The 25,974-nt window shown below is 46.4% G+C and carries 22 protein-coding genes; 9 read left to right on the top strand and 13 right to left on the bottom strand.

Annotation, left to right across the window (positions count from 1 at the left end; genetic code table 11):
* Nucleotides 1-753: 753 nt before the first annotated feature.
* Genes AAHN97_RS19415 through AAHN97_RS19430 form a run of 4 tightly spaced genes read left to right on the top strand, consistent with a single transcriptional unit; the run spans nucleotide 754 to nucleotide 7,140 of the window.
* The gene (locus tag AAHN97_RS19415; protein ID WP_343303735.1) at nucleotides 754-3,909 is read left to right on the top strand and encodes a SusC/RagA family TonB-linked outer membrane protein; all 3,156 of its coding nucleotides are present in this window, start codon (nucleotides 754-756) and stop codon (nucleotides 3,907-3,909) included.
* Nucleotides 3,910-3,930: 21 nt separating this feature from the next.
* On the top strand, nucleotides 3,931-5,433 hold the full coding sequence (locus tag AAHN97_RS19420) for a RagB/SusD family nutrient uptake outer membrane protein (protein ID WP_343303736.1): 1,503 nt from the start codon (nucleotides 3,931-3,933) through the stop codon (nucleotides 5,431-5,433).
* A gap of 25 nt (nucleotides 5,434-5,458) precedes the next feature.
* Nucleotides 5,459-6,142 (top strand): hypothetical protein, encoded by a 684-nt coding sequence (locus AAHN97_RS19425; protein WP_343303737.1) that lies wholly within the window; start codon nucleotides 5,459-5,461, stop codon nucleotides 6,140-6,142.
* An 8-nt stretch (nucleotides 6,143-6,150) separates the two neighbouring features.
* Nucleotides 6,151-7,140, top strand: coding sequence for a DUF5007 domain-containing protein (locus AAHN97_RS19430; RefSeq protein WP_343303738.1), 990 nt, complete (start codon nucleotides 6,151-6,153; stop codon nucleotides 7,138-7,140).
* Nucleotides 7,141-7,483: 343 nt separating this feature from the next.
* Here the strand turns inward: AAHN97_RS19430 and odhB are convergent, their stop codons facing one another.
* Nucleotides 7,484-9,058 (bottom strand): 2-oxoglutarate dehydrogenase complex dihydrolipoyllysine-residue succinyltransferase, encoded by a 1,575-nt coding sequence (gene odhB / locus AAHN97_RS19435; RefSeq protein ID WP_430516949.1) that lies wholly within the window; start codon nucleotides 9,056-9,058, stop codon nucleotides 7,484-7,486.
* A gap of 72 nt (nucleotides 9,059-9,130) precedes the next feature.
* Entirely contained in the window at nucleotides 9,131-11,893 is a 2,763-nt protein-coding gene (locus tag AAHN97_RS19445; RefSeq protein WP_343303739.1) for a 2-oxoglutarate dehydrogenase E1 component, read from the bottom strand.
* Between the two features lie 286 nt (nucleotides 11,894-12,179).
* On the opposite strand from AAHN97_RS19445, the gene rpsT reads away from it, so the two are divergent.
* The 5 genes from rpsT (at nucleotide 12,180) to AAHN97_RS19470 (ending at nucleotide 16,102) form a co-directional block, all read left to right on the top strand.
* Complete coding sequence (gene rpsT, locus AAHN97_RS19450; RefSeq protein WP_343303740.1) at nucleotides 12,180-12,434, top strand: 30S ribosomal protein S20; 255 nt, start codon at nucleotides 12,180-12,182, stop codon at nucleotides 12,432-12,434.
* 388 nt (nucleotides 12,435-12,822) lie between these two features.
* Complete coding sequence (locus tag AAHN97_RS19455) at nucleotides 12,823-14,559, top strand: M14 family metallopeptidase (RefSeq protein ID WP_343303741.1); 1,737 nt, start codon at nucleotides 12,823-12,825, stop codon at nucleotides 14,557-14,559.
* A 13-nt stretch (nucleotides 14,560-14,572) separates the two neighbouring features.
* Complete coding sequence (locus tag AAHN97_RS19460) at nucleotides 14,573-15,439, top strand: hypothetical protein (protein ID WP_343303742.1); 867 nt, start codon at nucleotides 14,573-14,575, stop codon at nucleotides 15,437-15,439.
* A 41-nt stretch (nucleotides 15,440-15,480) separates the two neighbouring features.
* Complete coding sequence (locus AAHN97_RS19465; protein WP_343303743.1) at nucleotides 15,481-15,723, top strand: hypothetical protein; 243 nt, start codon at nucleotides 15,481-15,483, stop codon at nucleotides 15,721-15,723.
* Entirely contained in the window at nucleotides 15,716-16,102 is a 387-nt protein-coding gene (locus AAHN97_RS19470) for a hypothetical protein (RefSeq protein WP_343303744.1), read from the top strand. Before AAHN97_RS19465 ends, AAHN97_RS19470 begins: the two co-directional genes overlap by 8 nt.
* Here AAHN97_RS19470 and AAHN97_RS19475 read toward each other — a convergent pair.
* The 11 genes from AAHN97_RS19475 to AAHN97_RS19525 form a co-directional block, all read right to left on the bottom strand.
* Nucleotides 16,075-16,686, bottom strand: coding sequence for a helix-turn-helix domain-containing protein (locus tag AAHN97_RS19475; protein WP_343303745.1), 612 nt, complete (start codon nucleotides 16,684-16,686; stop codon nucleotides 16,075-16,077). The two genes, AAHN97_RS19470 and AAHN97_RS19475, sit on opposite strands and share 28 nt — an antisense overlap.
* Nucleotides 16,687-16,790: 104 nt before the next feature.
* Nucleotides 16,791-17,813, bottom strand: coding sequence for a beta-ketoacyl synthase chain length factor (locus AAHN97_RS19480; protein ID WP_343303746.1), 1,023 nt, complete (start codon nucleotides 17,811-17,813; stop codon nucleotides 16,791-16,793).
* Nucleotides 17,803-19,017, bottom strand: a complete 1,215-nt coding sequence (locus AAHN97_RS19485) for a beta-ketoacyl-[acyl-carrier-protein] synthase family protein (RefSeq protein WP_343303747.1) — start codon at nucleotides 19,015-19,017, stop codon at nucleotides 17,803-17,805. Before AAHN97_RS19485 ends, AAHN97_RS19480 begins: the two co-directional genes overlap by 11 nt.
* Before the next feature lie 7 nt (nucleotides 19,018-19,024).
* On the bottom strand, nucleotides 19,025-19,396 hold the full coding sequence (locus AAHN97_RS19490; RefSeq protein WP_343303748.1) for a phosphopantetheine-binding protein: 372 nt from the start codon (nucleotides 19,394-19,396) through the stop codon (nucleotides 19,025-19,027).
* Nucleotides 19,369-20,661, bottom strand: a complete 1,293-nt coding sequence (locus tag AAHN97_RS19495) for an ABC transporter permease (RefSeq protein ID WP_343303749.1) — start codon at nucleotides 20,659-20,661, stop codon at nucleotides 19,369-19,371. Before AAHN97_RS19495 ends, AAHN97_RS19490 begins: the two co-directional genes overlap by 28 nt.
* A 6-nt stretch (nucleotides 20,662-20,667) precedes the next feature.
* Nucleotides 20,668-21,414, bottom strand: a complete 747-nt coding sequence (locus AAHN97_RS19500) for an ABC transporter ATP-binding protein (RefSeq protein ID WP_343303750.1) — start codon at nucleotides 21,412-21,414, stop codon at nucleotides 20,668-20,670.
* On the bottom strand, nucleotides 21,411-22,409 hold the full coding sequence (locus tag AAHN97_RS19505) for a BtrH N-terminal domain-containing protein (RefSeq protein ID WP_343303751.1): 999 nt from the start codon (nucleotides 22,407-22,409) through the stop codon (nucleotides 21,411-21,413). The genes AAHN97_RS19500 and AAHN97_RS19505 overlap by 4 nt, the downstream gene beginning before the upstream one ends.
* 9 nt (nucleotides 22,410-22,418) lie before the next feature.
* Nucleotides 22,419-22,844, bottom strand: a complete 426-nt coding sequence (locus tag AAHN97_RS19510) for a hypothetical protein (protein WP_343303752.1) — start codon at nucleotides 22,842-22,844, stop codon at nucleotides 22,419-22,421.
* 91 nt (nucleotides 22,845-22,935) lie between these two features.
* Nucleotides 22,936-24,072 (bottom strand): beta-ketoacyl-ACP synthase III, encoded by a 1,137-nt coding sequence (locus tag AAHN97_RS19515; RefSeq protein ID WP_343303753.1) that lies wholly within the window; start codon nucleotides 24,070-24,072, stop codon nucleotides 22,936-22,938.
* A gap of 88 nt (nucleotides 24,073-24,160) precedes the next feature.
* Nucleotides 24,161-25,087: a hypothetical protein gene (locus tag AAHN97_RS19520; RefSeq protein WP_343303754.1), complete on the bottom strand. Its 927-nt coding sequence runs from the start codon at nucleotides 25,085-25,087 to the stop codon at nucleotides 24,161-24,163.
* A gap of 61 nt (nucleotides 25,088-25,148) precedes the next feature.
* Complete coding sequence (locus AAHN97_RS19525; protein ID WP_343303755.1) at nucleotides 25,149-25,862, bottom strand: head GIN domain-containing protein; 714 nt, start codon at nucleotides 25,860-25,862, stop codon at nucleotides 25,149-25,151.
* Nucleotides 25,863-25,974 lie beyond the last annotated feature (112 nt).

Raw genomic sequence — 25,974 nt, forward strand, 5'->3', positions numbered from 1 at the left:
AAAGTTCATCAGATATTTGTTAAAGAAATTATAAAATTAACCGACAAAACAGCTTATCTTATCGTTGAAATCGGGATCAGTCACAACTATGTCAGATCGGACTATCAAATTTTAATATTGCCGGATAAGGTCATAGTTTAGTTGCAGAAAGAGCATTTTTAATCGGGATAAGAAAACAAAAGTATCTAGATCGAGATTCACAGAGTAGAGCATCATATACCAAAATCGCGAACCGAAATCAGTTTAGAAAAGATTACCAGCAGGATAGTGACGCCATTATACACCGAACAGGTATGTAGTGATCAATCCGCAAATACATCAACCAAAAATGGTACATCAAAAACAGTGATCAGAAAAACTACTACGATAGTAGATCAAACACTTGACGCAGAAAAACAACAAATTCAGCTAATCATCAAACATCACTAATCATCAGACATCAGCGAACCAATGAGAATATCTTCCAGAACATTTGACTAAATCGATTTTGCATCTAATTACGGGACTTTACGAGTTACTCTTTAACGTATTTACCATGATAATATAAACACCTAACAACAACATAGCCATCTTCTAAAGCCCCTCGGGGCAATATATACACTGCTATCCCTACATAGCAGCATGGCCGTTTATTGCCTGCTTATAGCTGAAATATATTCCTAACCATAAAAACACAAAATGACCTAGTACCAATTATTGATTGAATTATTAGCACTGATCTAAAACTTATCACAACAACCAAAATTTAAAATTATGTTTAAAAGAACGCTCCAGCTGATGTTCCTGCTCCTGCTTTGCCTGCATGGATTCGCACAGGAACAGAAGGTGACTGGTACCGTGAAGGACAAGACCGGCGCTCCTTTACCCGGTGTAACAATCACAGACAAAGACCTGAAAACCACTGGCACGGTTACCGATGTCAATGGTAATTTCTCACTCATTGTAAAAGGCAATTCAAAGATCATCGTATTCTCTTTTATCGGTTATGATAACCAGGAAGTAAGTGTGGCCGGCAGAACAACCGTGAATGTAGTGCTGGAAGTAAACTCCAAAATGCTGGGAGATGTGGTGGTGATCGGTTACCAGGAAGTTTCCCGCCGTAAGAACACGGCAGCCATTGCTACCGTTAAAGGTGATGCCATTGCCAACCTTCCTGCCCCCAGTGTGGATATGATGCTGCAAGGCCGTGTATCCGGTGTGAACGTACAAAACTTTTCCGGTGAACCAGGGATCCGTAACTCCGTTGTAATACGCGGTAACTCTTCTGTATTGCGTGGTTATGATGAAGCACGCGCATTGAGTGCCCCGCTTTATGTGATTGATGGTATCCCTACTTCCGTGACGGAATTTGGTGGTATAGACGGATCCGGAACAGGTACCAACGCCATTGCCGGTATCAACCCCAATGATATAGAATCAATAGATATCCTCAAAGACGCTTCTGCTGCCGCTATTTACGGTTCCCGTGGCTCTAACGGTATCATCATCATCAAAACCCGTAAAGCAAAAACCGGCAAACCGGAATTCAATTTCAGCACCTATGTGGGTATCACACAAAGGCCAAAACTCATTGAAGTAGTGGCAGGCGCTGAAGAACGCCGCATGAAAATGGATGTACTGAACCTTTATAACGGCTTTGCAGATAACCAGACACTGCCGATGATGTTAACGGATAGCTTAAACCCGGACTTTAACAACGCAACAGACTGGCAAAGCTATTTCTACCAGACCGGTATGATCAATAACTATGATCTTTCCATGGCTGGTGCTACAGATGCTATCAACTACCGCCTCAGTCTTGGTCACTATAAAGAAGACGGTGTGGTGAAAAATACCGGCTTTAAGCGGTACTCCATCCTGGCCAGTATCAATGCCAAGGTAACCCCCTGGTTGAACAGCACAAGCCGTTTCCGTGTAACACGTACAGACCGCCCGCGTGCTATCAATGAACGTACCGGCAGCTTCTTTGCGTTCGACACTTATAGTCTTCCTTCCTCTTTCTTTTCCTTAACGGAAAGCTCCAGGGAATACCTGCTTGGCAATGATAACCGCCAGGATAAAAACATCAACAACAACCTCCAGTTCTCCAATGCCTTTAATGTAGACCTCGCAAAAGGCCTGCTGTTCAACACAACGGTGAACTACGAAAACAGGAACTCCAGCCGTAACTACTTTCAGCCTTCTGTAGTGCGGAATAATGGTTACGGATATGCTTCTTCCTATTCAGATAAAGTAGAGATCGCATCCCTCTTTTCAACACTGGAATATTCCACCAAATTCGGCAATCACCATCTTAACCTGATCGGTGGTACCAATATGGAATACACTAAATGGAACTGGAACTTTGGTAGTGCAGACCTCATTCCGAATGACAATGCATGGGCGGTGAACGTTGCCAACAAACAGTTTTCCAACACCTCTTCTGCAACAGAAGAAACCGGCATGCAAAGTATCTTCCTCCGGATGAACTATGACTTTAAAGACCGCTATTTATTATCTGCCGTGATCAACAGGGACGCGTCTTCCAAATTCGGTAAAGATAACCGCTGGGGTACTTTCCCTTCCGTTTCATTAGGATGGATCGTATCAGACGAACCTGCTTTTGAAAACTCTCTCGGCTTTGTGAACTTCCTGAAACTCCGCGGTAGCTGGGGTATTACCGGTAACCAGCCTGAAAGGAATTACCTCGGATACAATAACTATACCGTGAACCAGGCCGGCTTTGCAGACAATGGTGAGGTAACCTCTTACAACGGTACTTCTGTGATCACGCCAAACTATTACTCCGGTATTGCGCAGAAAGATCTTTCCTGGGAAGAATCAAGGCAGGGTAACCTTGGGTTGGAAGCAGGTTTCTTTAAAGACAGGATCCGCCTGATCGTAGATCTATACAAACGTGAACTCACGAAAGGATTCTTTGACTTCCTGCTTCCTAACGCGAGCGGTTATACCCTGGCACAAACCAACGCCATCGGGTTACGCAATTCCGGTGTGGAAGTAACCATCAATACCCGCAACCTCAATCCAAAAAGCGCATTGCAATGGAATACAGACATTACCTTCTCTTATAACCAGAACGTGATCACCGCATTGCCAAACGGCGGACGCAGTATCATCTTCAATTATAATACAGGCGTATATGGTTCAGACTATCTGCTTTCAGTTGGTCTTCCTGTAAACCAGTTCTACGTGTTTGAATTCAAGGGTATTTACTCCCGTCCGGAAGACGTGCCTTACAACCTGCTCACCGGTCAGCCGATGAAAAACTTCGTAGGTTGGGACTACCATGCAGGTGACCCGATCCTGGTAGACCAGGATGGCAACTTTGACCTGAAAGAACCTATGGACCAGATCATTGGTGGCGATCCCAATCCCAAATTCTATGGTGGTATCCTCAACAATCTTACTTATAAAGGTTTCTCACTGGGTGTTTTCCTGAGCTATACATTAGGCAGAGATATCATGAACAGCTACGAGAACCGCCGTTTGGAATACCTCTTCGAAGCTACGGGTGAGGATGGTGAACGTAACCTGGCCTCAAGAGCTATCATGGATATCAACAAACTGAACTTCTGGAAGAAACCCGGAGACAATGCAACGCTGCCCACCTTTTCACTCGTAGATGGAACACGTTCTCCATACCGCTTCTTCGATAAGACCACCATGTATATTGAGAAAGGCGATTATCTCCGTATCAAGTACATCACCGCGGGTTACAGCTTCAACCAACAGGTGTTGAACAAACTGAAGATCAAACGTCTCCGCCTGTATGGGGTAGTAGATAACCTTTACACCTTCCAGAAAAGCAATATCCCTGATGCAGAAGGCGTGAACGCCTATGGTATTTACACCGGCGACGGATATCCTATCCCCAAGAAATTCACCATTGGTTTAGACTTTGGCTTCTGATCACATCAAATCTGAATGAACATGAAACGACTTAAATATATACTTCCTGCACTGATGACCGCCTGGTTCTTAATAGCAGGCAGTTCCTGTAAAAAAATACTGGAACTGGAGAGCAAAAACGTGCCTTCCAGCAATAAGTTCTGGAAAACAGATAAAGATGCATTAGCCGGCCTGCTGGGTGGTTACTCCATGCTCCGCGATGCATTGACAGATGAGAACAGGTATTATGTGTATGGCGATGTACCTGCCAATACTTTTGAGATCACCTATACCTCCGATTATTCCATTCATCAGCTTCGCGATGGTTCTTTTGATGGCGTGTATTATGGCTATCTGGAAAATCTGCAGAACTGGACCAAGTTCTACAAAGCCATTGCACAAGCCAACCTCCTGATCAAAAAGATCCCCGACATTCCGGAAAATACTTTCAAGTCCGGTCATAAGGAATATTATCTCGGAGAATCCTATTTCCTGCGTGCCTACAATTACTTCTTTATTTCCCGCGTATGGGGAGATGTGCCTTTAGTATTGGAAGCAGTGGAAGACGTTGCAGAAGCTAAAAACTATGGCCGTGAGAAACAGGAGATAGTACTGAAACAGGCATTGGCCGATCTGGACAAAGCAGTTGAAATGCTTCCCCAATCCCCCATCAGCTCAAGCGACCGCGGCATAAGAGCTACCAAAGCAAGCGCGCTGGCATTGAAAGCACATATCTATGCATGGATAAAGGATTATGCAAAATGTGAAGAAGCCACCCGCGACCTGGTAGCCAATCCAGGCACTTACGGGCTCACTTTCATCACAGACTCCGCAGCATATTCCAAAATGGCCATCGGCAAATCCACAGAAGCCATTTTTGAGATCAATATCAGCTATGAACAAAGTGAAGCTTCCTGGAACGGAATAGGCCAGAAAACTTTATGGGCGCCTTTCCTCGCAACACGTGAACCTAACAACAAAGACGGCGTGCCCTGGAGAGTACATCCAGGTACAAAGAACAACCTCTTTTGGGAAGAAAACGACCTGCGTGAAAAGATCTGGTTATATGAAGATGTAAGGCTTGATATGACGATGCTGAAGAAATACTCCAACGTGATCTACAGGGACGGCGATCTGAGAAGGGATCCCCGCTATTCCAATAATATCCTCATCTTCCGTTTGTCTGACATCATCCTGCTCAGGGCGGAAGCGCTCTATAAACTGAACAGGGAACCTGAGGCCAGGATCCTGCTGAACAAGACCCGCAACCGTGCAGGTATCGGGGACGTGGATCCTGCAGCGGTAGGTATTAATTTCTTCTACGAACTGATCTGGGAAAGAGGCCGCGAATTATTTGCAGAAGGACATTTCTACTGGGACCTGCTACGCACTGATATTGGTATTGATTCCTTCAATGGAATCTTCAAAGATGCCATGCATCCAGGCAGCGCCACCTTTGGACGTAACTACTGGCCCATTCCGCGTGTGCTGTTTAAAGACAACCTGATGATGAAACAAACACCTTACTGGAATGGCAGGCTCTAAATCTGATCAACTAAAAACGACTATCATGAAACTTTCCATAAAATGGCTGGCAGCCTTTCTGCTCCTTGCCGCCTTTGCATCCTGCAAAAAGAACGATTACTTTATCGGCGGCAGTTTGCATAATCCTAATTTCAATGGCACCACCTACGACTATCTGAAGACCAATCCGCTCTTTGATACGCTGGTGCTGCTGATAGATAAAACAGGTTTGAAAGATGAAATAAATGCAGCAGGCACTACCTTCTTTGCGCCTACAGATTATTCCATCAAAAGCTACGTGAAGGATGTAGTACAGGAACGCAAACGCCTGGAAGCAAATGACGAGAACCTCGTCTTCGATTTCAAAGACCTCGATTTTGCCCAGCTGAAAGATTCCGTACGCGCTTACATCTTTGGTGAAAAGATAGAAAGAGCAGGCCTTAATGCAACCGGCAAATACTATAACGCGAAAGATGCAGAGAAACGCCACATCTCTCTACGTGACGACCCAAGCGGTGGTTACTCTTCAGGCGGGCTCACCAATATTCCCAGGTACATTTATTTCACCAAAGTTATTGGCGACCTGGATCCCCTGGATAATTCAGCCGTTCCTTCGGAAGAAAAAGATGCACGCATTGTAGCACAAACCTCCGGCATCATCACAACGAATGGCGTACTGCATGTACTGGCTAACGGGCATACTTTCACATTTGCAACTGCACCTAAATAAGATCATCTATGAACAAGTATAAAACTCTTCGCAACTGCCTTATACTGGGCGCCTTTGGTCTTGGTTTGATCACGGCCTGTGAAAAAGTGCCGATTGGTTATATCAGCGATCAGATCCGTTATGTAAGTGATACTTTCCGTATCCCCAGAGGGACCAATTATAAAAGCGATCCACAGGGCTTTGAGCTGGATGGCTCCAACTACCCCATCAGTGTAAAACTGCTGGAAGTGCGGGACCTTGCAACCGGCAAACCCACCAATCTCTTTAACGAACCACATGAGGTATATATCTGGAATGCTTTGTTCAATGTAAATACAGATACTACTGTAGCATTACTGAACAAAAAAAGGACCAAGCAAACCCTGCCTTCCCTGGAAGTAGTAGAAAAATCCGGGCAACTGATCCTCAATGAAGGTTCGCTGGAGATCCCTGCCGGTAACTATGCTTTCGATCTGCAGGTAACCAATGGCAGTGGTACCAAAACCTTCAAGAACATTTCTGTATTGCAGATGATAGACCAGCCTTTTGAAGATAAAGGAGGCGGTTGTGCTTACTTTATAGATGGCACCAATACCAGTGGTGATATTGGCGCCCCTACAGTGACCTATAAAAAGGTTTCCAGCGATGGTTACCAGGTTCGCCTGAAAGTAGTGGACAAAAATGGTCAGCCATTCAATCCTAAACTGGCAGAGTTGCAAAAACGCGGGGACAGGCCTTTATTTGAAACCTACGCTAAGTTTAATCCGGTAGAATACACAGATACAACCATGGTGTGTAACTATGAGTTGACCCCCTTCCCCATCCTGGAATATCCGGGTTATGGTTACCTGATGTATTACCGTATACCCAGTAACAAAGTTATTATTGACCCGGGCGTTGTAACAAACCCCGTTCCCGGTCAGACCTATAACGTGAATCCCCGCTGGGCATTCCGCTTGCTGGTGAAAGGAACATATGAAGTCACCGTAAAATTACCCAAGGTGACCAGAAAACCTTAGAGAGTACGCTAATATCTCAATCAAGACGAAATCGCCTGGCCGTATGGCCGGGCGGTTTTGTTTGGAGGCATGACGGCATAAGAAGACGCTTTTTGCTGCAAGCATAAACAGCTTTGCTGCAGGCATTTCGGCATAAGAAGTTTTGCTCCAAGCATAAACAGCTTTGCTGCAGGCATTTCGGCATAAGAAGTTTTGCTCCAGGCATAAACAGCTTTGTTGCAGGCATTTCGGCATAAGAAGTTTTGCTCCAGGCATAAACAGCTTTGCTGCAGGCATATCCCCATAAAAAAACTGCCTCCATTTCCGGAGGCAGTACGATATACGATTATACGTTACGGGTAAACTAGAGTTTCAGCAAAGCCTTCACCGGATCCCTTCCGAACAGCAGCTGCTCAGGGTTTTCCAGCATTTCCTTCACTCTTACGAGGAAACTTACAGACTCTTTACCATCAATGATACGGTGATCATAACTGAGCGCCACATACATCATCGGAAGGATCACCACCTGGCCATTCACTGCCATCGGACGGTCCTGGATCTTGTGCATACCCAGGATAGCTGATTGCGGAATATTAATGATCGGTGTGCTCATAAGAGAACCGAACACGCCACCATTGGTGATGGTGAAAGTACCGCCGGTCATCTCTTCCATGGAGAGTTTGTTATCTCTTGCCTTGGTAGCCAGTTCCACTACTTTCTTTTCAATATCTGCCATACCCATGCTTTCCGCGTTACGGATCACAGGTACAACCAGTCCTTTAGGAGCAGATACCGCGATAGAGATATCACAGAAATCGTGGAACACCAGTTCTTCTCCATCTATGTATGCATTTACAGCAGGGAATTCCTGCAGTGCAAAACAAACTGCTTTCGCAAAGAAGCTCATAAAGCCCAGGTTCACACCATGTGCTGTTTTGAATGCCTCTTTGTATTTGCTGCGGATAGCCATGATGTTAGTCATATCCACCTCGTTGAACGTGGTGAGCATGGCTGTTGTGTTCTTGGCTTCCACCAGTCTGCGGGATACTACTTTCCGCAGGTTGCTCATTTTTTCCCTGCGTTCCACACGGCTGAACAGTTCATGACCAATAGCCACACCCGGATTTTCCAGGGCTGCCATCACATCATCTTTCAGGATCTTGCCATGGGCACCGCTTCCTTTAATAGAAGCAGCATCCACTTTTTTATCTGCAATCACAGCAGCAGCAACCGGGGTTGCTTTCACATCGTTGGGGAGTGGTGCAGCAGGTGCCTGTTGTGCAGATGCCTGTGCTTTTGGTGCAGCAGCAGCCTGTTGTTGTGCAGGTTGTGCTTTACCGGCAGGGCGTGGTGCAGCCGTATCTATCTGGCAGGCCACGTCTCCTATATTTAAAGTATCTCCGTCTTTCGCTATTGTTTTGAGTACGCCGGCTTCTTCTGCATTCAGTTCAAAAGTAGCCTTCTCAGATTCCAGTTCGCACAATACTTCATCACGCTCTACGTAATCGCCGGTTTGTTTCAGCCATTTCAGGAGGGTCACTTCACTGATGGATTCTCCGATGGTGGGAACCTTGATATCGATGGTGCCTTTGTTCACAGCCGGTGCTGCTGGTGCTGCAGGTGCTGCTGCCGGAGCGGGAGCTTCAGGAGCTGCTGCAGGTGCCGGTGCTGCTGCCGCAGGTGCGGAAGTAGTGGCGGCTGCGCCATCTGTATCAATAGTGCAGGCTACCGCGCCTATTTGCAGGGTGTCTCCTTCTTTTGCAATGATCTTCAGAACGCCTGCCTTTTCAGCATTCAGCTCAAAGGTGGCTTTTTCTGATTCCATTTCGCATAATACCTCATCCTGCTTCACAACGTCTCCGTCTTTCTTGAGCCATTTTGCAAGTGTTACTTCGCTGATTGATTCTCCTACCGTGGGAACTTTAATTTCGATTATCATGTGTTAAACCCTCCATTCCGCTTATGCGTAAAGTTTTGTTTTGCGAATTTACTAGTGAATTACAAACCAGCGTTATTTTTTTTGCTTAACCTTAAAAGCAGCCTCTACGATATCCTGCTGCTCTTTAGCATGCACTTTACTGTAACCAGTTGCTGTAGCAGCACTGGCCGGACGGCTGATTACATCATATTTGATCTGGCTCAGGTTCATTTGCAGGAAGCTGGCAGCACCCATATTCAGGGGCTCTTCCTGTACCCATGACCATGCGGCACCTTTATATTTCTTCTGGATAGCTTCCAGTTGCCCTACCGGCAATGGATATAGCTGTTCCAGCCGTACAATGGCCACATCTTTCCGGTCTTCCTTCATTTGCTTCTCGCTCAGGTCGAAATAAACCTTACCGCTGCAGAACAATACTTTCTTCACACCGGCTGCATCCGTAATAAACGGATCGTCCAGCACTTCTTTGAACCCGCCCTGCGTAAATTCCGCAATGGGGCTGTAACTCCTTACGTGACGGAGGTTAGCTTTGGGTGAGAAGTTGATCATGGGTTTGCGGAAAGGCAATGCCAGCTGGCGGCGTAAAGCATGGAAGAAGCTGGAAGCCGTTGTACAGTTGGTGATGAATATATTCTGTTCAGCACACTGTTGCAGGAAACGTTCTAGGCGGGCGCTGGAGTGCTCCGGCCCCTGCCCTTCATAACCATGCGGCAGCAACAGCACCAGGCCGCTTTGCTTTTGCCATTTGGTTTCTGCAGATGTGATGAACTGATCTATCAATGTTTGTGCGCCATTCATGAAATCCCCGAACTGTGCTTCCCAGATGGTCAGCGCGTAAGGGTTGGCAATGGAATAACCGTATTCAAAACCCAGCACGGCAAATTCGCTGAGCAGGGAGTTGTAAATGCGGAACTTGCCCTGCTCATCGCTCAGTTTGCTGAGGCGGCTGTATTCTTCGTCTGTTTCTTCGTTACGCAGTACGGCATGACGGTGAGAGAAGGTGCCCCTCTTCACATCCTGACCGCTCAAACGCACGTCCCTGCCTTCTGTGAGGATACTGCCATAAGCCAGTAATTCACCAGAAGACCAGTCCAGCAGCCCCTGTTCGCTGTAAAGTTTTTGTTTATCCTGCAACAGTTTCTCCACTTTACGTAATGGTTTGAATCCTTTAGGAATAACCATTATACCCTGGAAAAGTTTTTCCAGCTGCTCTTTGGAGATAGCCGTATCCGGAGATTTATCGAAATCCGCCGGTGTGGATTTACGCAGTTCTTTCCACCATTTTTCCGGGGTCTGGTAAGTATATGGAAGCGGATGTTGTTTTACATCATCCAAACGTTCCTGCAGGTCTGCCCAGAAAGCTTTTTCCATTTCCTGTGCCAGGGAAGCATCCACATCTCCCTTAGCAATCAGCTGCTGGGAATATACTTCCCGGGGATTAGGGTGTTTATCTATCTCTGTGTACAATTTAGGTTGGGTGAATTTAGGATCGTCTCCCTCGTTGTGACCGTGTTTGCGGTAGCAAACCATATCAATATAGATATCGGAGTTGAACTCCTGGCGGTAACGGGTAGCGATCTCCGCAATTTTCACGGCGGCTTCCACATCATCCCCGTTCACATGGAACACCGGGGCCTGTACAATAGAAGCTACACTGGTACAATAATCTGCAGACCTTGCATCTTCAAAATCAGTAGTGAAACCAATCTGGTTGTTGATCACAAAGTGCATGGTACCACCGGTATAATAACCCCTGAGCTTACTCATCTGGGCTACTTCATATACTACGCCCTGGCCTGCAATAGCCGCGTCTCCGTGGATCAGGATGGGGAGTATCTGGTCGTAATCGCTGTTATAGATCACATCTGCCTTGCTGCGGGCAAAACCTACCACAACAGGGTCTACCACTTCCAGGTGGGAAGGGTTGGGCGTGAGCTGTACATTCACCTCTTTACCGGCAGGGGTTTGAATGGTAGAACGGAAGCCCAGGTGGTATTTCACGTCACCACTGCCCATGGTGGTATCCGGGATGGCAGTTCCTTCAAATTCAGAGAAGATCTGCTCATATGTTTTACCCAGGATATTGGCCAGTACGTTCAAACGGCCGCGGTGTGCCATACCTATCACCACTTCCTGCACATTATATTCAGCAGCAGTATTGATCATGGCATCCAGTGCGGGGATGGTGGTTTCGCCACCTTCCAGGGAGAAACGTTTCTGCCCGATATATTTGGTATGGAGGAATTTTTCGAACATCACACCCTGGTTCAGTTTAAGCAGGATGCGTTTTTTCTGATCAACAGTGAGTGGCTGGCGAATGGTTGTTTCCATCTCTTTCTGCAGCCATTCTACCTTTGCGGCATCATTGATATAAGTGAATTCCAGGCCTATTGCTGCTGCATACACAGATTTAAGGTGTTGCAAGATCTTATCCAGGCTGGTTTTGCCGAGGCCGATCACCTGGCCGGCAAAAAATTCTGTTTTAAGGTCTGCGTCTGTCAGGCCGAAAAAATGGAGGTCGAGGTTAGGTTGACGGTCCTTCCGGGGACGAATGGGATTGGTATTGGCCACTAAATGGCCTTTTTTGCGATAGGCCTGAATGAGGCGATATACGCCCAGTTCCTTAACAAGCTGTTCGCTACTCACCGGCAGAGTTGCCGTGCCACCAGCAGCAGGGGCTGCCGCTTTACCGTTAGTATTGCTCACCGCAAAGTCAAATCCTTCAAAAAACCGGATCCATTCCGGATCTACACTGGCCGGATCTGTACTATACTCTTTGTACAGCGATTCGATATACGCCGGGTGCGAGTTGGTGACAAACGAAAAGTCCTTCATTTACAACGAAATTTAAGCTTGGTCTTTGATTCTTTAACACATTCCGTAGTTATCTAACAAATAAAACGGGATATGGGATTGCAAATATCGCTAAAGATTTGGGATTTTATGGTATTTCCACAGCGGTTTTATGAGGATTTCAAGGCTTAATATGTATATATTTTGTTATCTTTGAGCCGGCTCTTCGGAAGGTTATTTCTCCGGCTTCGGAGGAAAAGCCTTCTTTTTATTTTGTTTGTAATAAGTAAAAACATACCTTTGCCCTCCGAAACTTGAAAATTACACAATGGCAAACCATAAAGCAACGAAAAAAGACGTACGTCAAAGCAGCAAGCGAAATGAGCGGAACCGTTACTACGGTAAAACTACCCGTAATGCCATACGGGACCTGAAAAAGCTGACTGATAAGGCGGCTGCTTCAGAGAACTTACCTGAAGTTATCTCCATGATCGACAAACTCGCTAAGCGCAACATTATCCATAAGAACAAGGCTGCGAACCTGAAGAGCAAACTCTCTTCCAAGGTGAACACCCTGGCTTAAGCTGCGCTGCGTAAACATACTTCAGCTCTTCCCTGGTAAAGGGAAGAGCTTTTTTTATTTGTGTTAACCAATAGCTGATTACAGCCCTTTACCCTGAGCTAGGCCTCAACTCCTCTTACATTCCTTTATAAAAATCACTGATTTACAACCTTTTATCCGCAGATGATCTGTCTGTCAAGCCCCTTCTATGGCTATTTTGAGATAGGATAAGCCGTATATAAGTCGTATATAACCCGTATATAAGCCGTAGATAAGCCGTCCCTAATAGATACGGCTTATCTACGACTTATCTACAAGTAAAGGAGGGCTTATTATGTCTTTATCCAGGGGTAGCTTTAAAATTTCCCACGAAGAAGGCAGGGATTTTCAGCCCTAACCCTGTATTTTTATGCCCATGAGGAATTTCTCCATTACGCTGCTGCTATCCTGCCTGACCATCTCCGTTTCAGCCCAGGATTTCACCACCAAATATGAACGTACCAACACAAAAGAGACCGTTACTTACCACGAATGCATTGCTTACTACAAAGCCCTCGTAAAACGCTATCCCCAGCTTAAAATGCTGGAAGTAGGGAAAACCGATGCAGGTTACCCCCTGCACCTGGTTGTTCTCTCCCAGGACAAAGACTTCAACTTCGAAAGCCTCCATAGAAAAAATAAACGTATCATCCTGATAAACAATGGTATACATCCCGGCGAACCAGATGGTATTGATGCCAGTATGATGCTCCTGCGGGACATTGTACAGGGAAAGAAGAAATTACCGGCGAATGTGGTACTGGCAGTGATCCCGCTGTATAACATAGGCGGCTCCCTGAACCGGAGTGCTTTTTACCGGGTAGACCAGAATGGCCCCGAGGAGTTCGGTTCCCGAGGCAATGCCCAGAACCTTGATCTGAACCGGGATTTTATCAAAGCTGATTCCCGGAATGCCCGGGCCTTCCAGCAGATCTACCAGATGACAGACCCGGATGTGTTTGTAGACAACCACGTGAGCAATGGCGCTGATTATCAACACATCATGACATTACTCACTACCCAGCACGGTAAACTGGGTGGCGTGATGGGCGAATTCATCCACAAAACCTTTGAACCCGGCCTGTACCGTTTGATGAAGGAAAAGGGTTACGATCTTCTCCCTTACGTCAACCACTTTGGAGATACGCCGGATAGTGGCTGGGTAGCTTATGCAGATGGCCCAAGATATTCCAGCGGTTATTCTACCCTCTTCCACAGTTTCGGCTTTGTACCGGAAACCCATATGCTGAAGCCTTACAAACAACGGGTAGAGGCAACATATGCACTTATGGAATGCTTCATCCGGTTCACCAGCGAAAACAGTGAAGAGATCAGCAGGCTGCGTAAACAAACAAAAGAAGCTGTAAAAACACAGGAAAGGTTCCCGCTCAGCTGGGCAGCTGATATGACCCGGTTTGAGTATTATACCTTCAAAGGGTTTAAAGCTGGAAGAAAACCCAGTGAGATCTCCGGATTACCCCGGCTCTATTATGATCGCAATCAACCTTACGAGAAACAGATTAAAATATTCAACACCTTCACAGGTGGTGATTACGTGAATAAACCGGAAGCTTACATTATTCCGCAGGGCTGGTGGGCAGTGATAGAACTACTGCAGAATAATAAAGTGAAAATGCAGCAGCTGGCGAATGATACCACCATTGAAGTAGAGGCTTATAAGATCGAAGATTACAAAACACCTCAACGCCCTTATGAAAAACACTACATTCATAATAGTGTGAAAGTGAGTACCAGCAAGCAAAAGCTCAAATTCCTGAAAGGGGATTATTATGTTCCTATGAATCAGACTGCTAACAGGTACCTCATAGAAACACTGGAACCAACAGGTGGTGACTCCTTCTTTGCATGGAATTTCTTTGATGCCATACTTGGGCAGAAAGAAGGTTATTCAACGTATGTGTTTGAAGATACAGCAGCTGAGTTCCTCAAGCAGCACCCTGAAGTGAAGAAAGAATTGGAGAAGAAAAGAGCGGAGGACAGCACATTTGCACAAAGCGCATCTGCACAGCTGAATTTTGTATACCGCAATTCTCCCTGGAACGAACCCGGGTTTATGCGTTATCCTGTGTATCGTATTGTTAAGTAATAAATCCCTCTATATGAAACCCTTATCCTTACTCCTTTTGTTTATGAGCAATGCCGCTCTGGCACAGGTACCAGCATTGCAATATAAAACCGGTGCCAAACACCGTTATCAGTTGCTCACTTCTTTCAGCTATAACGGGCAGCCACAACCTTCTTCACTGGCGGTTTGTGAAGTAACTACCGGCAAGGATGAGAAAGGGGTTCCTTTCGAAGAAGTGAAATGGATCAGCCTAAAAAGCATCAAAGGAACAGATACTACGGATGAATCAGCTACTGCATTGGCTGTGAAACCCTACACCCTTTCGCTGGACAGCCGCGGCAACCTTGCTCTGCCCAAGATAAATGTAGCAGGCATGACCGGCCCCATCACTGATTTTCACACCTTCTATGTAGCTGTAGGTCCACAACTTGGATTGCAGCAGTTGAAAAAAGCAGGGGATAAAGTGGTGAAACCAGATCTGGTGAAAGGTGATTTTTCCAATGGCACCACCATTCTTACAGGGCATGATTGTTTGCAGGTTATTTCCAGTCTTTCTGCCATCAACAAACAACAAGCCGTTATTACAACACAATTCCTCCCTCCTGCCAGCCCCTGTCTTGATCTCCTGTTACCAGAGATGAAAGAGCCAGTGATCAAAGACACGCTGAATAATTTTCAGATGGTGCGCCCGGGCGCGGCGGGGTTATATAATGTACAGTATGGCCGTGAGTTCTTTACCATCAACACTTTCATCCGTACCACAGATGGCAGGATTGAAAAGGCCCACATGCACAACCTCCTGAACCTGAAAGTAAAACTGAACTGCGACAGTACTTACAAACAATGCCAGCGCGAGGTACCTTTTAAAATTGAGCGGGAGTTAACATTGGAATTATTATAATATATTTACTGCATTTCCCTGATCCTTTGAAATAACCTTTGATGATCCCTATTACTATTGTTATCATTGCAGTGCATATCATCTTTGCCATCCGGCTGATGTTCTTTAACCGGCAGGAAGTGAAGAATACAGCAACGGAGCCTACCTTAACGGAGATCTTCCTTGCAGGTATTGGTATAACGTTGCTTTCGCTGGGGAAAGGCTGGGTCAGTATTGTGACAGCAGCTGCTGTGTGGGCGATATCGAAGTTTTATAAAAGTAAAAAGGTAAGTAAAAGTGAGTAATCGTTTCTTTCAATATATATCCAGGATCTTTGGCGGTGGAACAGTTCCTAAATCAGGGCCTTCGTTCGAAGAGCTGCTGCAAAAGGAGATCCTGCAGGATAAAACTTTCTTCATTACCGGATTCAGATCCTTTGAGGTCTACTTTAATGTAGAGTTCAATGATGCGAACTATGCACTGGCCCAGTCATTGATTGAGCAAGGGCAGAGCACTTTCGACAAAGCTGCATTCACCTATGATCATACATTGGAAACCCTGTCTGTAGCGCGGTTTAAAGCACAGGATAACAAGGAATACATTGCATTGTTCTATGACCCGGTAGACTACTTTTCTAACCCGGAGTTACTGAAGATCTATGATCTGGCATCTGTAAAAAGATAGAATACCAGCAGGGAAACCGTTTGCCTGGATTTATTAACCGGTACATGCGCAATGTTGCCATCGAAGAATAATGCATCTCCTTCTGTCATTTCAAAAGATGTGTCCTCCAGCATGTAATCAACCTTCCCCTTTAACACATAAATAAATTCATACGCAGAAGTAGTTACCAGCGGGCGACTGGCACCTGGCTTCAATTGCAGGATGGAGATCTGAAAAGCCCCGCCGGTTTCCATACTATGCTCCAGGATGGAGAAATATTCAAACCCTTTAGCCCCTTCTTCCTTCTCATACGCAGTGAACTGATCCTTGGGAAGAAAATAATACCCCGGAAATTTATTGTCCGGATTCAATTGCGAAAAAAACACTTCCGGTGAAATACCCAGTTTCTGGATAATGGTGAAAAGTGTGGGAATAGTAGGGATCATCCTGCCATTTTCAATCTTGGAAAGCATGGCAGAGCCGATACCGGTAATGGCAGAAAGGTCTAACAGCTTCATGTCCTTTTCCTTTCTGTATTTCCTTATGATGCCACCGATCTTAAAATAAACCAATTGTTCCTTTTCCAGGGATCCGTCCTGTGTCATGCCCTCAAAAATACATTGTCTTCACTTTCCTGGAAAGAAATATTTTTTCGTTTTAGTAACAATCAGGAGTAACGGGTAAAGTGATTGCTATTATTGCAATGCGTTCACTTACTCAGCAACAGGAAAGTATGCTGATCTCCGTAGAAATGATTATAGATAAGTACCTTCTTCAAACCCTGCTCCTTTATCACACGCGTAGCGATCCACAGCGCAAAGGCAGCAGCCGTATCATATTCTCCGCATAAGGTTTTAAAAGGAAGGGAATTCGTAGCAGGAAAATATTGCACTACCAGGTTGTGATAATAGTGATCGTGATTGGTATCGCCGTTCTGGCCGGTGATCAGCAGATCAATATCTGAAGGTTGAAGATTGTGTTGCGAGAGGAAGGTTTCCAGTGCAGCATGTAATTTTTCCTCCGTAGGTTTATACAACATCTTCATGCCTTCAATGCAGGCCTGTGGATCGTTTCCGGGTTGATTGCCCAACAGGAAGAAAGCAGATCCCTCTCCGGCAATGGTGCCTGGGGTATTGCTGGTCAGCAGTTCTGCGGGTTGCGTGAGTGCTTCTTTCCAGTAACCAATGCGGCCTTTGATATAAAAATGCTCATCGGATATTTCTTCGAAAGCACCCACCAGCACTACATCTGTATTGCCTTCGTTGAGTTGCATCATGCTATCCAGCAGGGCGTGTTCAAAGGAAAAACCACGGTGAACGAAGGTGTTGTTGTATTGCATATACTTCTGCTGCAGGGCAATGAGGCCGTTCACAGAATTATAGGTGGATTGAATGAAGGGCGTAGGGTTGAGCGCAGTTTCTGCGTACTCTGTGATGTTCTTGAGGAAACGTTCGGTATCCTGCAAACTGCCTTTACCGGTGCCGGTAATAATAGCGCCGGGCATATTCACACCGCCGTTGCGTAAACATTGCAATGCTGCTACCAGTCCCATTTTGAGCACGCGGCTCATGCGGCGTAAACTATTGGGAGGAATGAAACCGCTGTAATCCGGTTCCTGTATACGCAACAGGTTCTTATCCGCCAGCACGGGCAGCTGTGGAATAAAAGGGCCGGAAAAGCTCTCCTGGGGAGAGATAGCGGCGCTGGCCTGTATGTAGTATTTACCCTTCATATTTACTGATCACGAGTGATGCATTATTCCCACCGAAACCAAAAGAGTTGGAGATCACATTGTTCACGGGATAGTTTTCCAGCAATTGTGTTTCAGGTGTAATGTTCAGTTCTTCCATCTTCTGGGAGAAATGAAGATTCGGAAAGATCAACGCTTCCCTGATGGCGAGTACGCCAAAAATAGCTTCTATAGCGCCTGCGGCGGCTAAGGTATGTCCGGTGAATGCTTTGGTGGAACTGAATTTAGGCACCTGTGTACCAAATAAACGCTCCAGGGCAATCCCTTCTGAGATATCATTGTTTAAAGTAGCGGTGCCGTGTACATTCACATACTGCACATCTGCCGTACTTCTGCCACTCATCTTCAACGCATTCTTCATGGCTTCATATGCGCCATCTCCTTCCGGAGAAGGAGCTGTGGGATGAAAAGCTTCGTTGGTATTATTCCAGCCACTCAGTTCTGCCAGCACCTGTGCCTTACGTTCTTTCACCAGCGATTCACTTTCCAGTACAAGGTAAGCGGCGCCCTCTCCCAGGTTCAGCCCATTACGCTGCTGATCAAAGGGGCGGCAGAATTGCTTATCGATGTTCTTGAGGGAATTAAAACCGTTCATGGTGAAACGGGTGAGTGCTTCCGTGCCACCACAGATGGCACGTTGCACCAGGCCCTGCTGAATGAGGCGTGCGCCGTACATCAGGGCATTGGCAGAAGAAGAACAGGCTGTGCTGATAGTGGTTACATATTCATCGATACCAACAGCATCTGCGATGCGTTGTGTGCAATCGGCACAGTCCAGCGTATCTATGTATTTGAGGAAGTCTCCTTCTTTGTTGGGGTCCAGGATATCGAAATATACTTTCTCCGTATCACACATGCCGCCCACCGTGGAGGCATTGATGAAGGCTGTGGGTAATTCCCGTGCATCCTTTATACCGGCAGATTGCAGGGCTTCCTGTATGGCCACCAGGCCTAAGAGGGTAGTACGGGTGTAACCGGGAGTATCCTGCACACCGGCCATAGCGGCCAGTGTTGGCGTATCTGCCCTTACTTCTCCAACAGGCAGTACATCCTTATGAATGGTATCGATATGACGGGTGTATCCCAATCCGCTCTTCTGCTCACGCAGATGATGGAGATTTTCCTGCACATTGTTACCAATGGCAGAGATTATACCTACACCGGTTATAAACACACGTTCTGCCATGCCTTCGTTAAGCTGGTTGTTTGCTCTGGATAAACTCAGCCATGCTTTGTACAGACTGCAAAATTTTGCGCCCTTCGCGGGGATCTTCTACTTTGATCTTGTATTGCCTTTCCAGCAACACCATCAATTCCAGTGAATCGATACTGTCCAATCCCAATCCTTCGCCGAACAATGCAGCATTGTCGTCAATATCTTCAGGGCGGGTGTCCTGCAGGTTCAGAGCTTCAATGATCTGCTGTTTCAATTTCAGTTTTAACGCTTCCATAATGTTGTAGGTTTCACGCTCGTGGCGCCTCTCCAAGGGAGTAAAATTAATTGTTTTACCTGTGTTAAGAAAATGTTTATTCTCTGTTAATTGATCCTTCTCTGTTCCACCCATGCCGCAATTCCCAGCATCACCAGGCCACAGGCCAGTAAACGGGTAATGTCCTGCAAGATGAACTTTATATCTCCATTCCTTAAATAAACATCATTTATCGCATCCAGGCCCCAGCTCAAAGGAGATAACCTTCCTATGGTCTGGATCTTCTCCGGCATGATCTCCAGTGGTATCCAGATGCCGCCGATGGCGCTCAGGATCACAATGGAAATAGCACCAAAGTTCAGTGCCTGGTTGGGTGTTTTAAATATCGTACCGATCAGAATGCCATATGCCGTAGCTGTAATGCTGATACTTAAAGCTGTTATGAATCCTGCCCAATGGTCCACTCCCAGTTGCAATGCCGGGAGGCCCAGCAGTGGCATACCGTAAATGCCCACGGCAATCATCAGGTAGAATTGTATTACGCAGATGCCCACAAAGAACAGGAGTTTGCCGGAGAGGATAGAAAGATAATTACCGGGAATGAGTTTCATCCTCACCAGGCTGCCGTCTTCCCTTTCGCGGATCATGTTACCTGCAATGGGGATCACAATGAAGAACATGGCGAAGATGCTCCATGCCGGTACATTGTGCTGCACGGAATTGGAGATCACATCTATCTCCTGGTTTTTGCCCAGGTTGGTTTCCTGCAAGCCTACTGCTTTAAGTTTGATGGCAGGGAAGGTATCTGTTGCCGTACTGTCCTTACTCCTCAATTGCATCTGGATGCGTTCCAGCAGCAGGTCTGTTTGTACCTGCGTGAGAAAATTATCCAGGGCCTGGCGGATAGCGCTTTTGAATGCTTTCTTGGCTGCGGGGTCGAAGTAAAGTTGTACTGCCAGTGAATCTGAGGCGATGGCCTTTACCGGCAGCTGTGCCGGAATGCCCATTCTTTTGGAGATATCGTTCACTATCTTATTGGCATTGCTGACAATCTCTGCCGTGCTGCCTTTGGGGATAACGATGCTGATCTTATAATGCCCTTCTCCTATTAATGTTTTAGCTGTTGCTTCACTTACAGGCTGGTTATTTAATGAATCTATCACATTAAATTGCCCGCTGCTACCCAAGCCTTCCCTGATGTAACGCCCCAGCCTGCCATGATCGTTATCCACGGTGAGGATATCGAACTTCACTTCCTGGTAATCTTTAAATGGCGCATCCTGTATAAGGGCCATTACCGTGATGAGGATCAGGGGCATTGCAAAGAGCAATGCCAGTCCCGCTTTATCCCTCAGGAGCAGCAGCCATTCTTTTCGTATTGTTGCAATGAGCCTTAACATGTTTTTTTAATCTCTAACTGCGTGCCCTGTATAATGTAAAAACACATCTTCGAGGTTCCTGCATTCCGGATGCTGTTTGATCAGGTCTATCGGATTACCCTGTACCACCAGCTTTCCTTCATCAATAATTGCTACGTCTTCGCAGATCTGCTGTGCTTCGTCCAGTAAATGAGAAGTATATACTACGCTATTCCCTTTCTGATTATATTCTTTTAAGAATTGGAGGATCATGCTGCGTGATTGCACATCCACACCCGCTGTAGGTTCATCCAGGATGAGCAGGCGGGGTTCGTGTAAGATAGCCGCAATGATATTCGTGCGCCTTTTCATACCGCCTGAAAACTTGCCTACTTCTTTATTCGCTGCTTTTTCCAGCCCGAATATTTCCAGGTGATGATCTACTTTTTGCTTCAGGGCTTTGCCTTTAAAACCGTAGAGGTTGCCGAAGTAGCAGAGGTTCTCTTTTGCTGTAAGCTGCGGGAACAATGCTATCTGCTGCGGCACAATGCCAATGAGGCGTTTGATGGCTTCACGGCGGGATGCATCCTGTGTGATATCAAAGATCTTCACAGTGCCGCTGCCTGCTTTTACCAGTCCGCATAAAATAGAGATAGTAGTGGTTTTACCGGCACCGTTGGGGCCCAGCAAACCTACGATCTTTCCTTCCGGGAAGGAGAAGCTCAGCCCTTCCAGGCTGGGCGTTAATGCTCCTGCGTAAGTTTTATGCAGATCCTTTACGGCTATGCTCATCATATCTTCACTTTTGATAAACGGCGGAAGATCTTTTCTTCCTCGTCTGCAATATGCAGCAGCATATCTCCCAGTTCATTATATGGACTGTTATCCACCACACGGGCTTTACACACGCGGCCGGCAGCAAATGCAAAGTTGCGCCAGAGGTCACCTACCAGTGTAAGGTCTTTTCCGATAGTGATCAGTTCTTCATTCTTCAATAAAGTACCGGCTTCCTGTAAGAAAGCGGCATACATGAAACGGAAGCCTGCACCGCCGGTACCAATTTCTTCCTGCATGCGGATGATATTGCCGAGGTACAATGCTGCGCGTCTTTCTCCCTGTTTTTCAGGATATTGTTTTACACGTTTGGCGAGATAGCGGATGCCTTTTATGCCGAATTGCGGCATGGGCACCTTCAACATAAAATAACAGGCCTGTTTGATGCCTGCTTTAATGGGCCCTGTGAAATCAACGTTCTGGGGAACGCTTACGGGATAGTACATTTTGCCTTTAGGTTCCGGGAACCCTTTTGCAAAACGGGCCTGTGCAAGGCTACCGGGGTCTATTTTCGTAACAGTGTCCATTACAGGGTCGCTCACCAGGTAATCACTTCCTTCTTTACCGAACACCACCAGGTTGTGTGCATTGAAGTGGAACCTGTAGGATGCGGGGAAGTAAGGCAGATAGTACACGCTGGATTGCATGCCTACCGGAATTCCTTTCCCGATCACTTCATCCAGCGCCGTTTGTGCTTTTTCCGGCGTGCTGAATTTACGGGATTCCATTTTCACGCCGAGGCGTTTGCAAACCCTGGAAAAAATAGCGCCGGGCCAGATGCGGTAAGTGGTGCCGGGTACCCCGTTCACTTTCACAAAAGGAAGATGGCCGAAGAAAATGCCTGCGCCTATGCCGAATGCCATGGGCTCGCTGATCTTCAAACCATAATGGCGGAACAAGTTAGAAACTACGCCGCTTTCGCAATGAGCTGTTTGTACGTGATTGAACGCTGTCATGAAAGTTTTTTATTGGGGTCGTTGGAATGGCAACAATTCACCCTTTTGTAATACCTCTGCAGGAATGGAAAAGATGGCTGCATATTTTGCGATCATGGCGGCACTCAGCTTTTTAAATACGGCAGGTTTCATATGCCGTTTTACCTGCCAGCCGAACTTACCGGCTTTACTGGCCAGCAAAGGCAGATCCAGCAAAGTTCTTTCCATATAGTATGCAATAGGACTTTTCTGCCCGGCCAATACCTGCTCCCTGGTTTCATTCACACGGTGCTCTACTTCTTCCCAGGCCTGCCCCAGTGCTACATTTTCCGGTTCCCAGCCTACGCTGGTCACAGGTTCTTTGTATTCACCGGATTGATCTACTGCATAAAAAAGTTGTTTAAAGGTGCCTTTGTGCAGGTTGTCGCCATCCTGCGGAACTTCTTCTTTTTTCATTGTTGCAGTTTTGAAGGATATTACTGAAATGCAGCAGGAGCCCTTAATTCCGGCCCCTGCTGCATTTTATATTGTGCTCGTAATGAATTTCCTATACTACGGTAATGTGTGCGTATGCATAAGAGAACCTTGCGCTCTCCGGCACCATCATCACAATCTTATCACCTTTCTTCAACAGGTCCTGGTTGAGCAGTTCTTCCAGCATAAAATAAGGAGAAGCAGTACCAACATTTCCTACGCGGGTGAGGTTGGTGAACCATTTTTCCTGTGGAATGTGTACACCCAGCCTTGCAATCTCTTCATCTATCTTAAAGCGGAAATATTCAGAAGAAAGGTGCGGCAGGAAATAAGTGAGTTCATCAATATTGATGTTGTATTTCTCCACCAGGTCCTTCCACATCTGTGAACCGGAAGGAACAATGTTTTTGCCGAGCAGGCGGGTATCCTGTTTGAAGGAAAATACGCTGTTGGCAGCCCACTCTTCAGGGGTCATATCTGTCCATCCTTTCGTAGAACCGTCACCGTTTTTAATGGCACCGGCATACATGCAGGTGTCCAGTTCGTTGGCATATGATGCGATCTCTACCCAATCCACGCGGAGCGAGAGGCCTTCTTCGTTAGGTTTATCCTGGAAGAGGGCCGCGCTGGCGCCATCGGAGAGCATCCATCTTAAAAAGTCTTTTTCGAAAGCGATGATCGGGTTCTCAGCAAGGCTTTTCAGGTTTTCGGTTTCCGGTTCAAATTTCTGTGACAGCATCCAGCTGGAGAATTTTTCGGAGCCGGTACTTACGGCATTGCTGGTGTTTCCGCATTTAATAGACATGAACGCATACTTGAAAGCCTGCATACCTGCAGCACAGGCGCCGGTTGCGGCGATCAGCTCTACGGGCTGGCATTTCAGTATACCATGTACCATTGCGGCATGGTTGGGCAACAATTGATCGGGAGAGGTAGTACCGCAAGCTAACAGCTGCAGCTTGCTGATCGGATACTTTTCATCAAACAGGTTCCGTACTGCTTCAGCAGTCATCTCTGCATTGGAATGGGTAGTTTTTCCTTGTTTATCCAATGCATAGTAGCGTGTTTTGATCTTGTTGTTTCCCAAGATCATCGTCCTGGCCCGGGACGGCTTTCCGTCCACCATTCCGAGGATGCTTTCCATTTCATCATTCCCTACTGGCTCGTTCGGCAAAAATTTGGAGAGCCTCGTAATATATACTTCTTTCATGTCAGGATTTAAAAAAGTTTAAGCGGGCGTAAAGATAAAATTTTGAATGGATAATCGAATATCACACAACATTACAAATCTATGAAGTTCATGCTTCCCGGAGACCCACTCCTTTATAATATGTAACATCCTCTGCCAGTTGCTTCTTTTGCAGTAACAGTTTTAACCAGGAGGCAATGGTTGTAAAAGGAGACAATACAGGAATGGCCACCAGCAAGATGGTCCTGTACATGGAAACGCGCCCCTGCCTTCCTGCGTCACCCGGGCCGCCTTTTTCGCTGATATAATTTGCCCAGAACCGGAAAGGTTTTACCCCTCTGAATTCCAGTACCACCAGGCTTGGTTTTAACTCAACGCTTTCCAGCGCCAGTAATTGTGTATGCAGCTGGTCATAATTATGCTGCTCCAGCGCCTGCAGGATGGGACCTGCAAACTTACCGGACTCCGTAATCTCTTTTTCCTGTACACCTGCGGGCGGAAATAAAAAGAAAGCCTCTTTTTTCCCTTTGGTGGCCCAGCGGATGATGGTGATCAGGGATACCAGGTTGGGGTTTTTATCCACCAGCACGATATTCCCTACCAGTTTGGCTGCTGCCTGCTGCAGGTACCGTTTGGTTTTCTCCTGTGCATTGATCCACATATTCCGGCAACCGAGCAGGGTGATCACGGGTTTGCCTTTCAGCAAACGTTTACCTTCCTCACTTTGCAAAAATGCTGCCACCGGTTGGGATGGTGATAAGAACCATGGCTGATATGCCAGGATCACCAGATCAAAATGCGCATTCGGGTCCACTTTCAGTGGCATAATATGACGCGGTTTTGCCAGCACTGTTTCAGGCATGGCATCAAAGAACTCCTGTTTGGACCAGGGAAAGGGAAATGGCTGAATAGGTACCAGTTCCTCGAACACAATATCTGCCTTGCCCTGCAAAGGTGCTGTCACATGATCAATAATTCTCCGCAGCTGACCGGTTTGGGTGAAATACACCACTAATATCTTAGGTTTTTGCGTCATAAGTTGGTTCGGAAAGTCTATATAAAAAGCGTGCAAACATACAAAAGATTTCCAATTTGTCTTACTGCTTCTTCACGGAGCCGGAACCGATCTTATTCACCGTTACGGTAGGATTTCCTTTATAATTAACATCTCCGGAACCTACAATATTGGCTTTCAGGGTACGGCTGGCATGGAGGTCCACATCCCCGCTGCCGGCAATGTCCAGATCAGCTGTTTCCGTTTTCAGGTCTTCCAGGTGTGCATCTCCGCTTCCGGCCAGGTTTAATTTCAGATCGCGGGTGTCTCCCTTTATTTTTAAGTTACCAGATCCGGCAAGGTCGATATTCAATTCCGGCGCAGTGAAACTGGCGTTCAGGTTACCGCTGCCGGAAAGGCTCAGGTGTACCGGAACGGGTGTTTCGAAATGGCTCTCAATTTCCAGGTCCCCGGAACCGGAAAGGCTGGCGGCCTCCAGTTGGGCTGTTGTGAGGAAAACCTTCACCTGTTTACGGGTATTTACACGCACATTTCTTTTGAAACGCACTTCCAGGCGGCCGTTTTCTTCTATCAGCTCTATAAGGGGGAGGATATTGTCTTCCGCCTCTATGGTAGCATGAGAAGCATTGCCTTTGGTAATATATACATCCATGGAACCGGATGCCTCTACAACAGAGAATTTACTAAGATCATGTTCTTCTTTACTAACGTTGCCGCTGCCACGCACTTCATCGCAAGACACAAAAGCGGGTGCCAAAAGAAGCATTAATGCAAAATATTTCAAATTCGTAAGCATAACCTGGGTTTAAGGGTTTGGGACTAGATGCCGAAATTTACAAAGAATTCCGCGTTCCGCATGCATTTCACATCATTGTCCCCAATTCGGGAAAAGCAAAATCCGAAATTCC

The organism is Chitinophaga niabensis (genome assembly GCF_039545795.1).
Taxonomy (GTDB): Bacteria; Bacteroidota; Bacteroidia; order Chitinophagales; family Chitinophagaceae; genus Chitinophaga; species Chitinophaga niabensis_B.

Coding starts and splice junctions, on each gene's coding strand:
- AAHN97_RS19415 (WP_343303735.1), top strand. CDS start 754: ATGTTTAAAAGAACGCTCCAGCTGATGTTCCTGCTCCTGCTTTGCCTG.
- AAHN97_RS19455 (WP_343303741.1), top strand. CDS start 12,823: ATGCCCATGAGGAATTTCTCCATTACGCTGCTGCTATCCTGCCTGACC.
- odhB (WP_430516949.1), bottom strand. CDS start 9,058: ATGATAATCGAAATTAAAGTTCCCACGGTAGGAGAATCAATCAGCGAA.
- AAHN97_RS19495 (WP_343303749.1), bottom strand. CDS start 20,661: ATGTTAAGGCTCATTGCAACAATACGAAAAGAATGGCTGCTGCTCCTG.
- AAHN97_RS19430 (WP_343303738.1), top strand. CDS start 6,151: ATGAACAAGTATAAAACTCTTCGCAACTGCCTTATACTGGGCGCCTTT.
- AAHN97_RS19480 (WP_343303746.1), bottom strand. CDS start 17,813: ATGAAGGGTAAATACTACATACAGGCCAGCGCCGCTATCTCTCCCCAG.
- AAHN97_RS19420 (WP_343303736.1), top strand. CDS start 3,931: ATGAAACGACTTAAATATATACTTCCTGCACTGATGACCGCCTGGTTC.
- AAHN97_RS19520 (WP_343303754.1), bottom strand. CDS start 25,087: ATGACGCAAAAACCTAAGATATTAGTGGTGTATTTCACCCAAACCGGT.
- AAHN97_RS19505 (WP_343303751.1), bottom strand. CDS start 22,409: ATGACAGCGTTCAATCACGTACAAACAGCTCATTGCGAAAGCGGCGTA.
- AAHN97_RS19425 (WP_343303737.1), top strand. CDS start 5,459: ATGAAACTTTCCATAAAATGGCTGGCAGCCTTTCTGCTCCTTGCCGCC.
- AAHN97_RS19515 (WP_343303753.1), bottom strand. CDS start 24,072: ATGAAAGAAGTATATATTACGAGGCTCTCCAAATTTTTGCCGAACGAG.
- AAHN97_RS19525 (WP_343303755.1), bottom strand. CDS start 25,862: ATGCTTACGAATTTGAAATATTTTGCATTAATGCTTCTTTTGGCACCC.
- AAHN97_RS19445 (WP_343303739.1), bottom strand. CDS start 11,893: ATGAAGGACTTTTCGTTTGTCACCAACTCGCACCCGGCGTATATCGAA.
- rpsT (WP_343303740.1), top strand. CDS start 12,180: ATGGCAAACCATAAAGCAACGAAAAAAGACGTACGTCAAAGCAGCAAG.
- AAHN97_RS19490 (WP_343303748.1), bottom strand. CDS start 19,396: ATGGGTGGAACAGAGAAGGATCAATTAACAGAGAATAAACATTTTCTT.
- AAHN97_RS19460 (WP_343303742.1), top strand. CDS start 14,573: ATGAAACCCTTATCCTTACTCCTTTTGTTTATGAGCAATGCCGCTCTG.
- AAHN97_RS19465 (WP_343303743.1), top strand. CDS start 15,481: ATGATCCCTATTACTATTGTTATCATTGCAGTGCATATCATCTTTGCC.
- AAHN97_RS19475 (WP_343303745.1), bottom strand. CDS start 16,686: ATGACACAGGACGGATCCCTGGAAAAGGAACAATTGGTTTATTTTAAG.
- AAHN97_RS19485 (WP_343303747.1), bottom strand. CDS start 19,017: ATGGCAGAACGTGTGTTTATAACCGGTGTAGGTATAATCTCTGCCATT.
- AAHN97_RS19510 (WP_343303752.1), bottom strand. CDS start 22,844: ATGAAAAAAGAAGAAGTTCCGCAGGATGGCGACAACCTGCACAAAGGC.
- AAHN97_RS19500 (WP_343303750.1), bottom strand. CDS start 21,414: ATGATGAGCATAGCCGTAAAGGATCTGCATAAAACTTACGCAGGAGCA.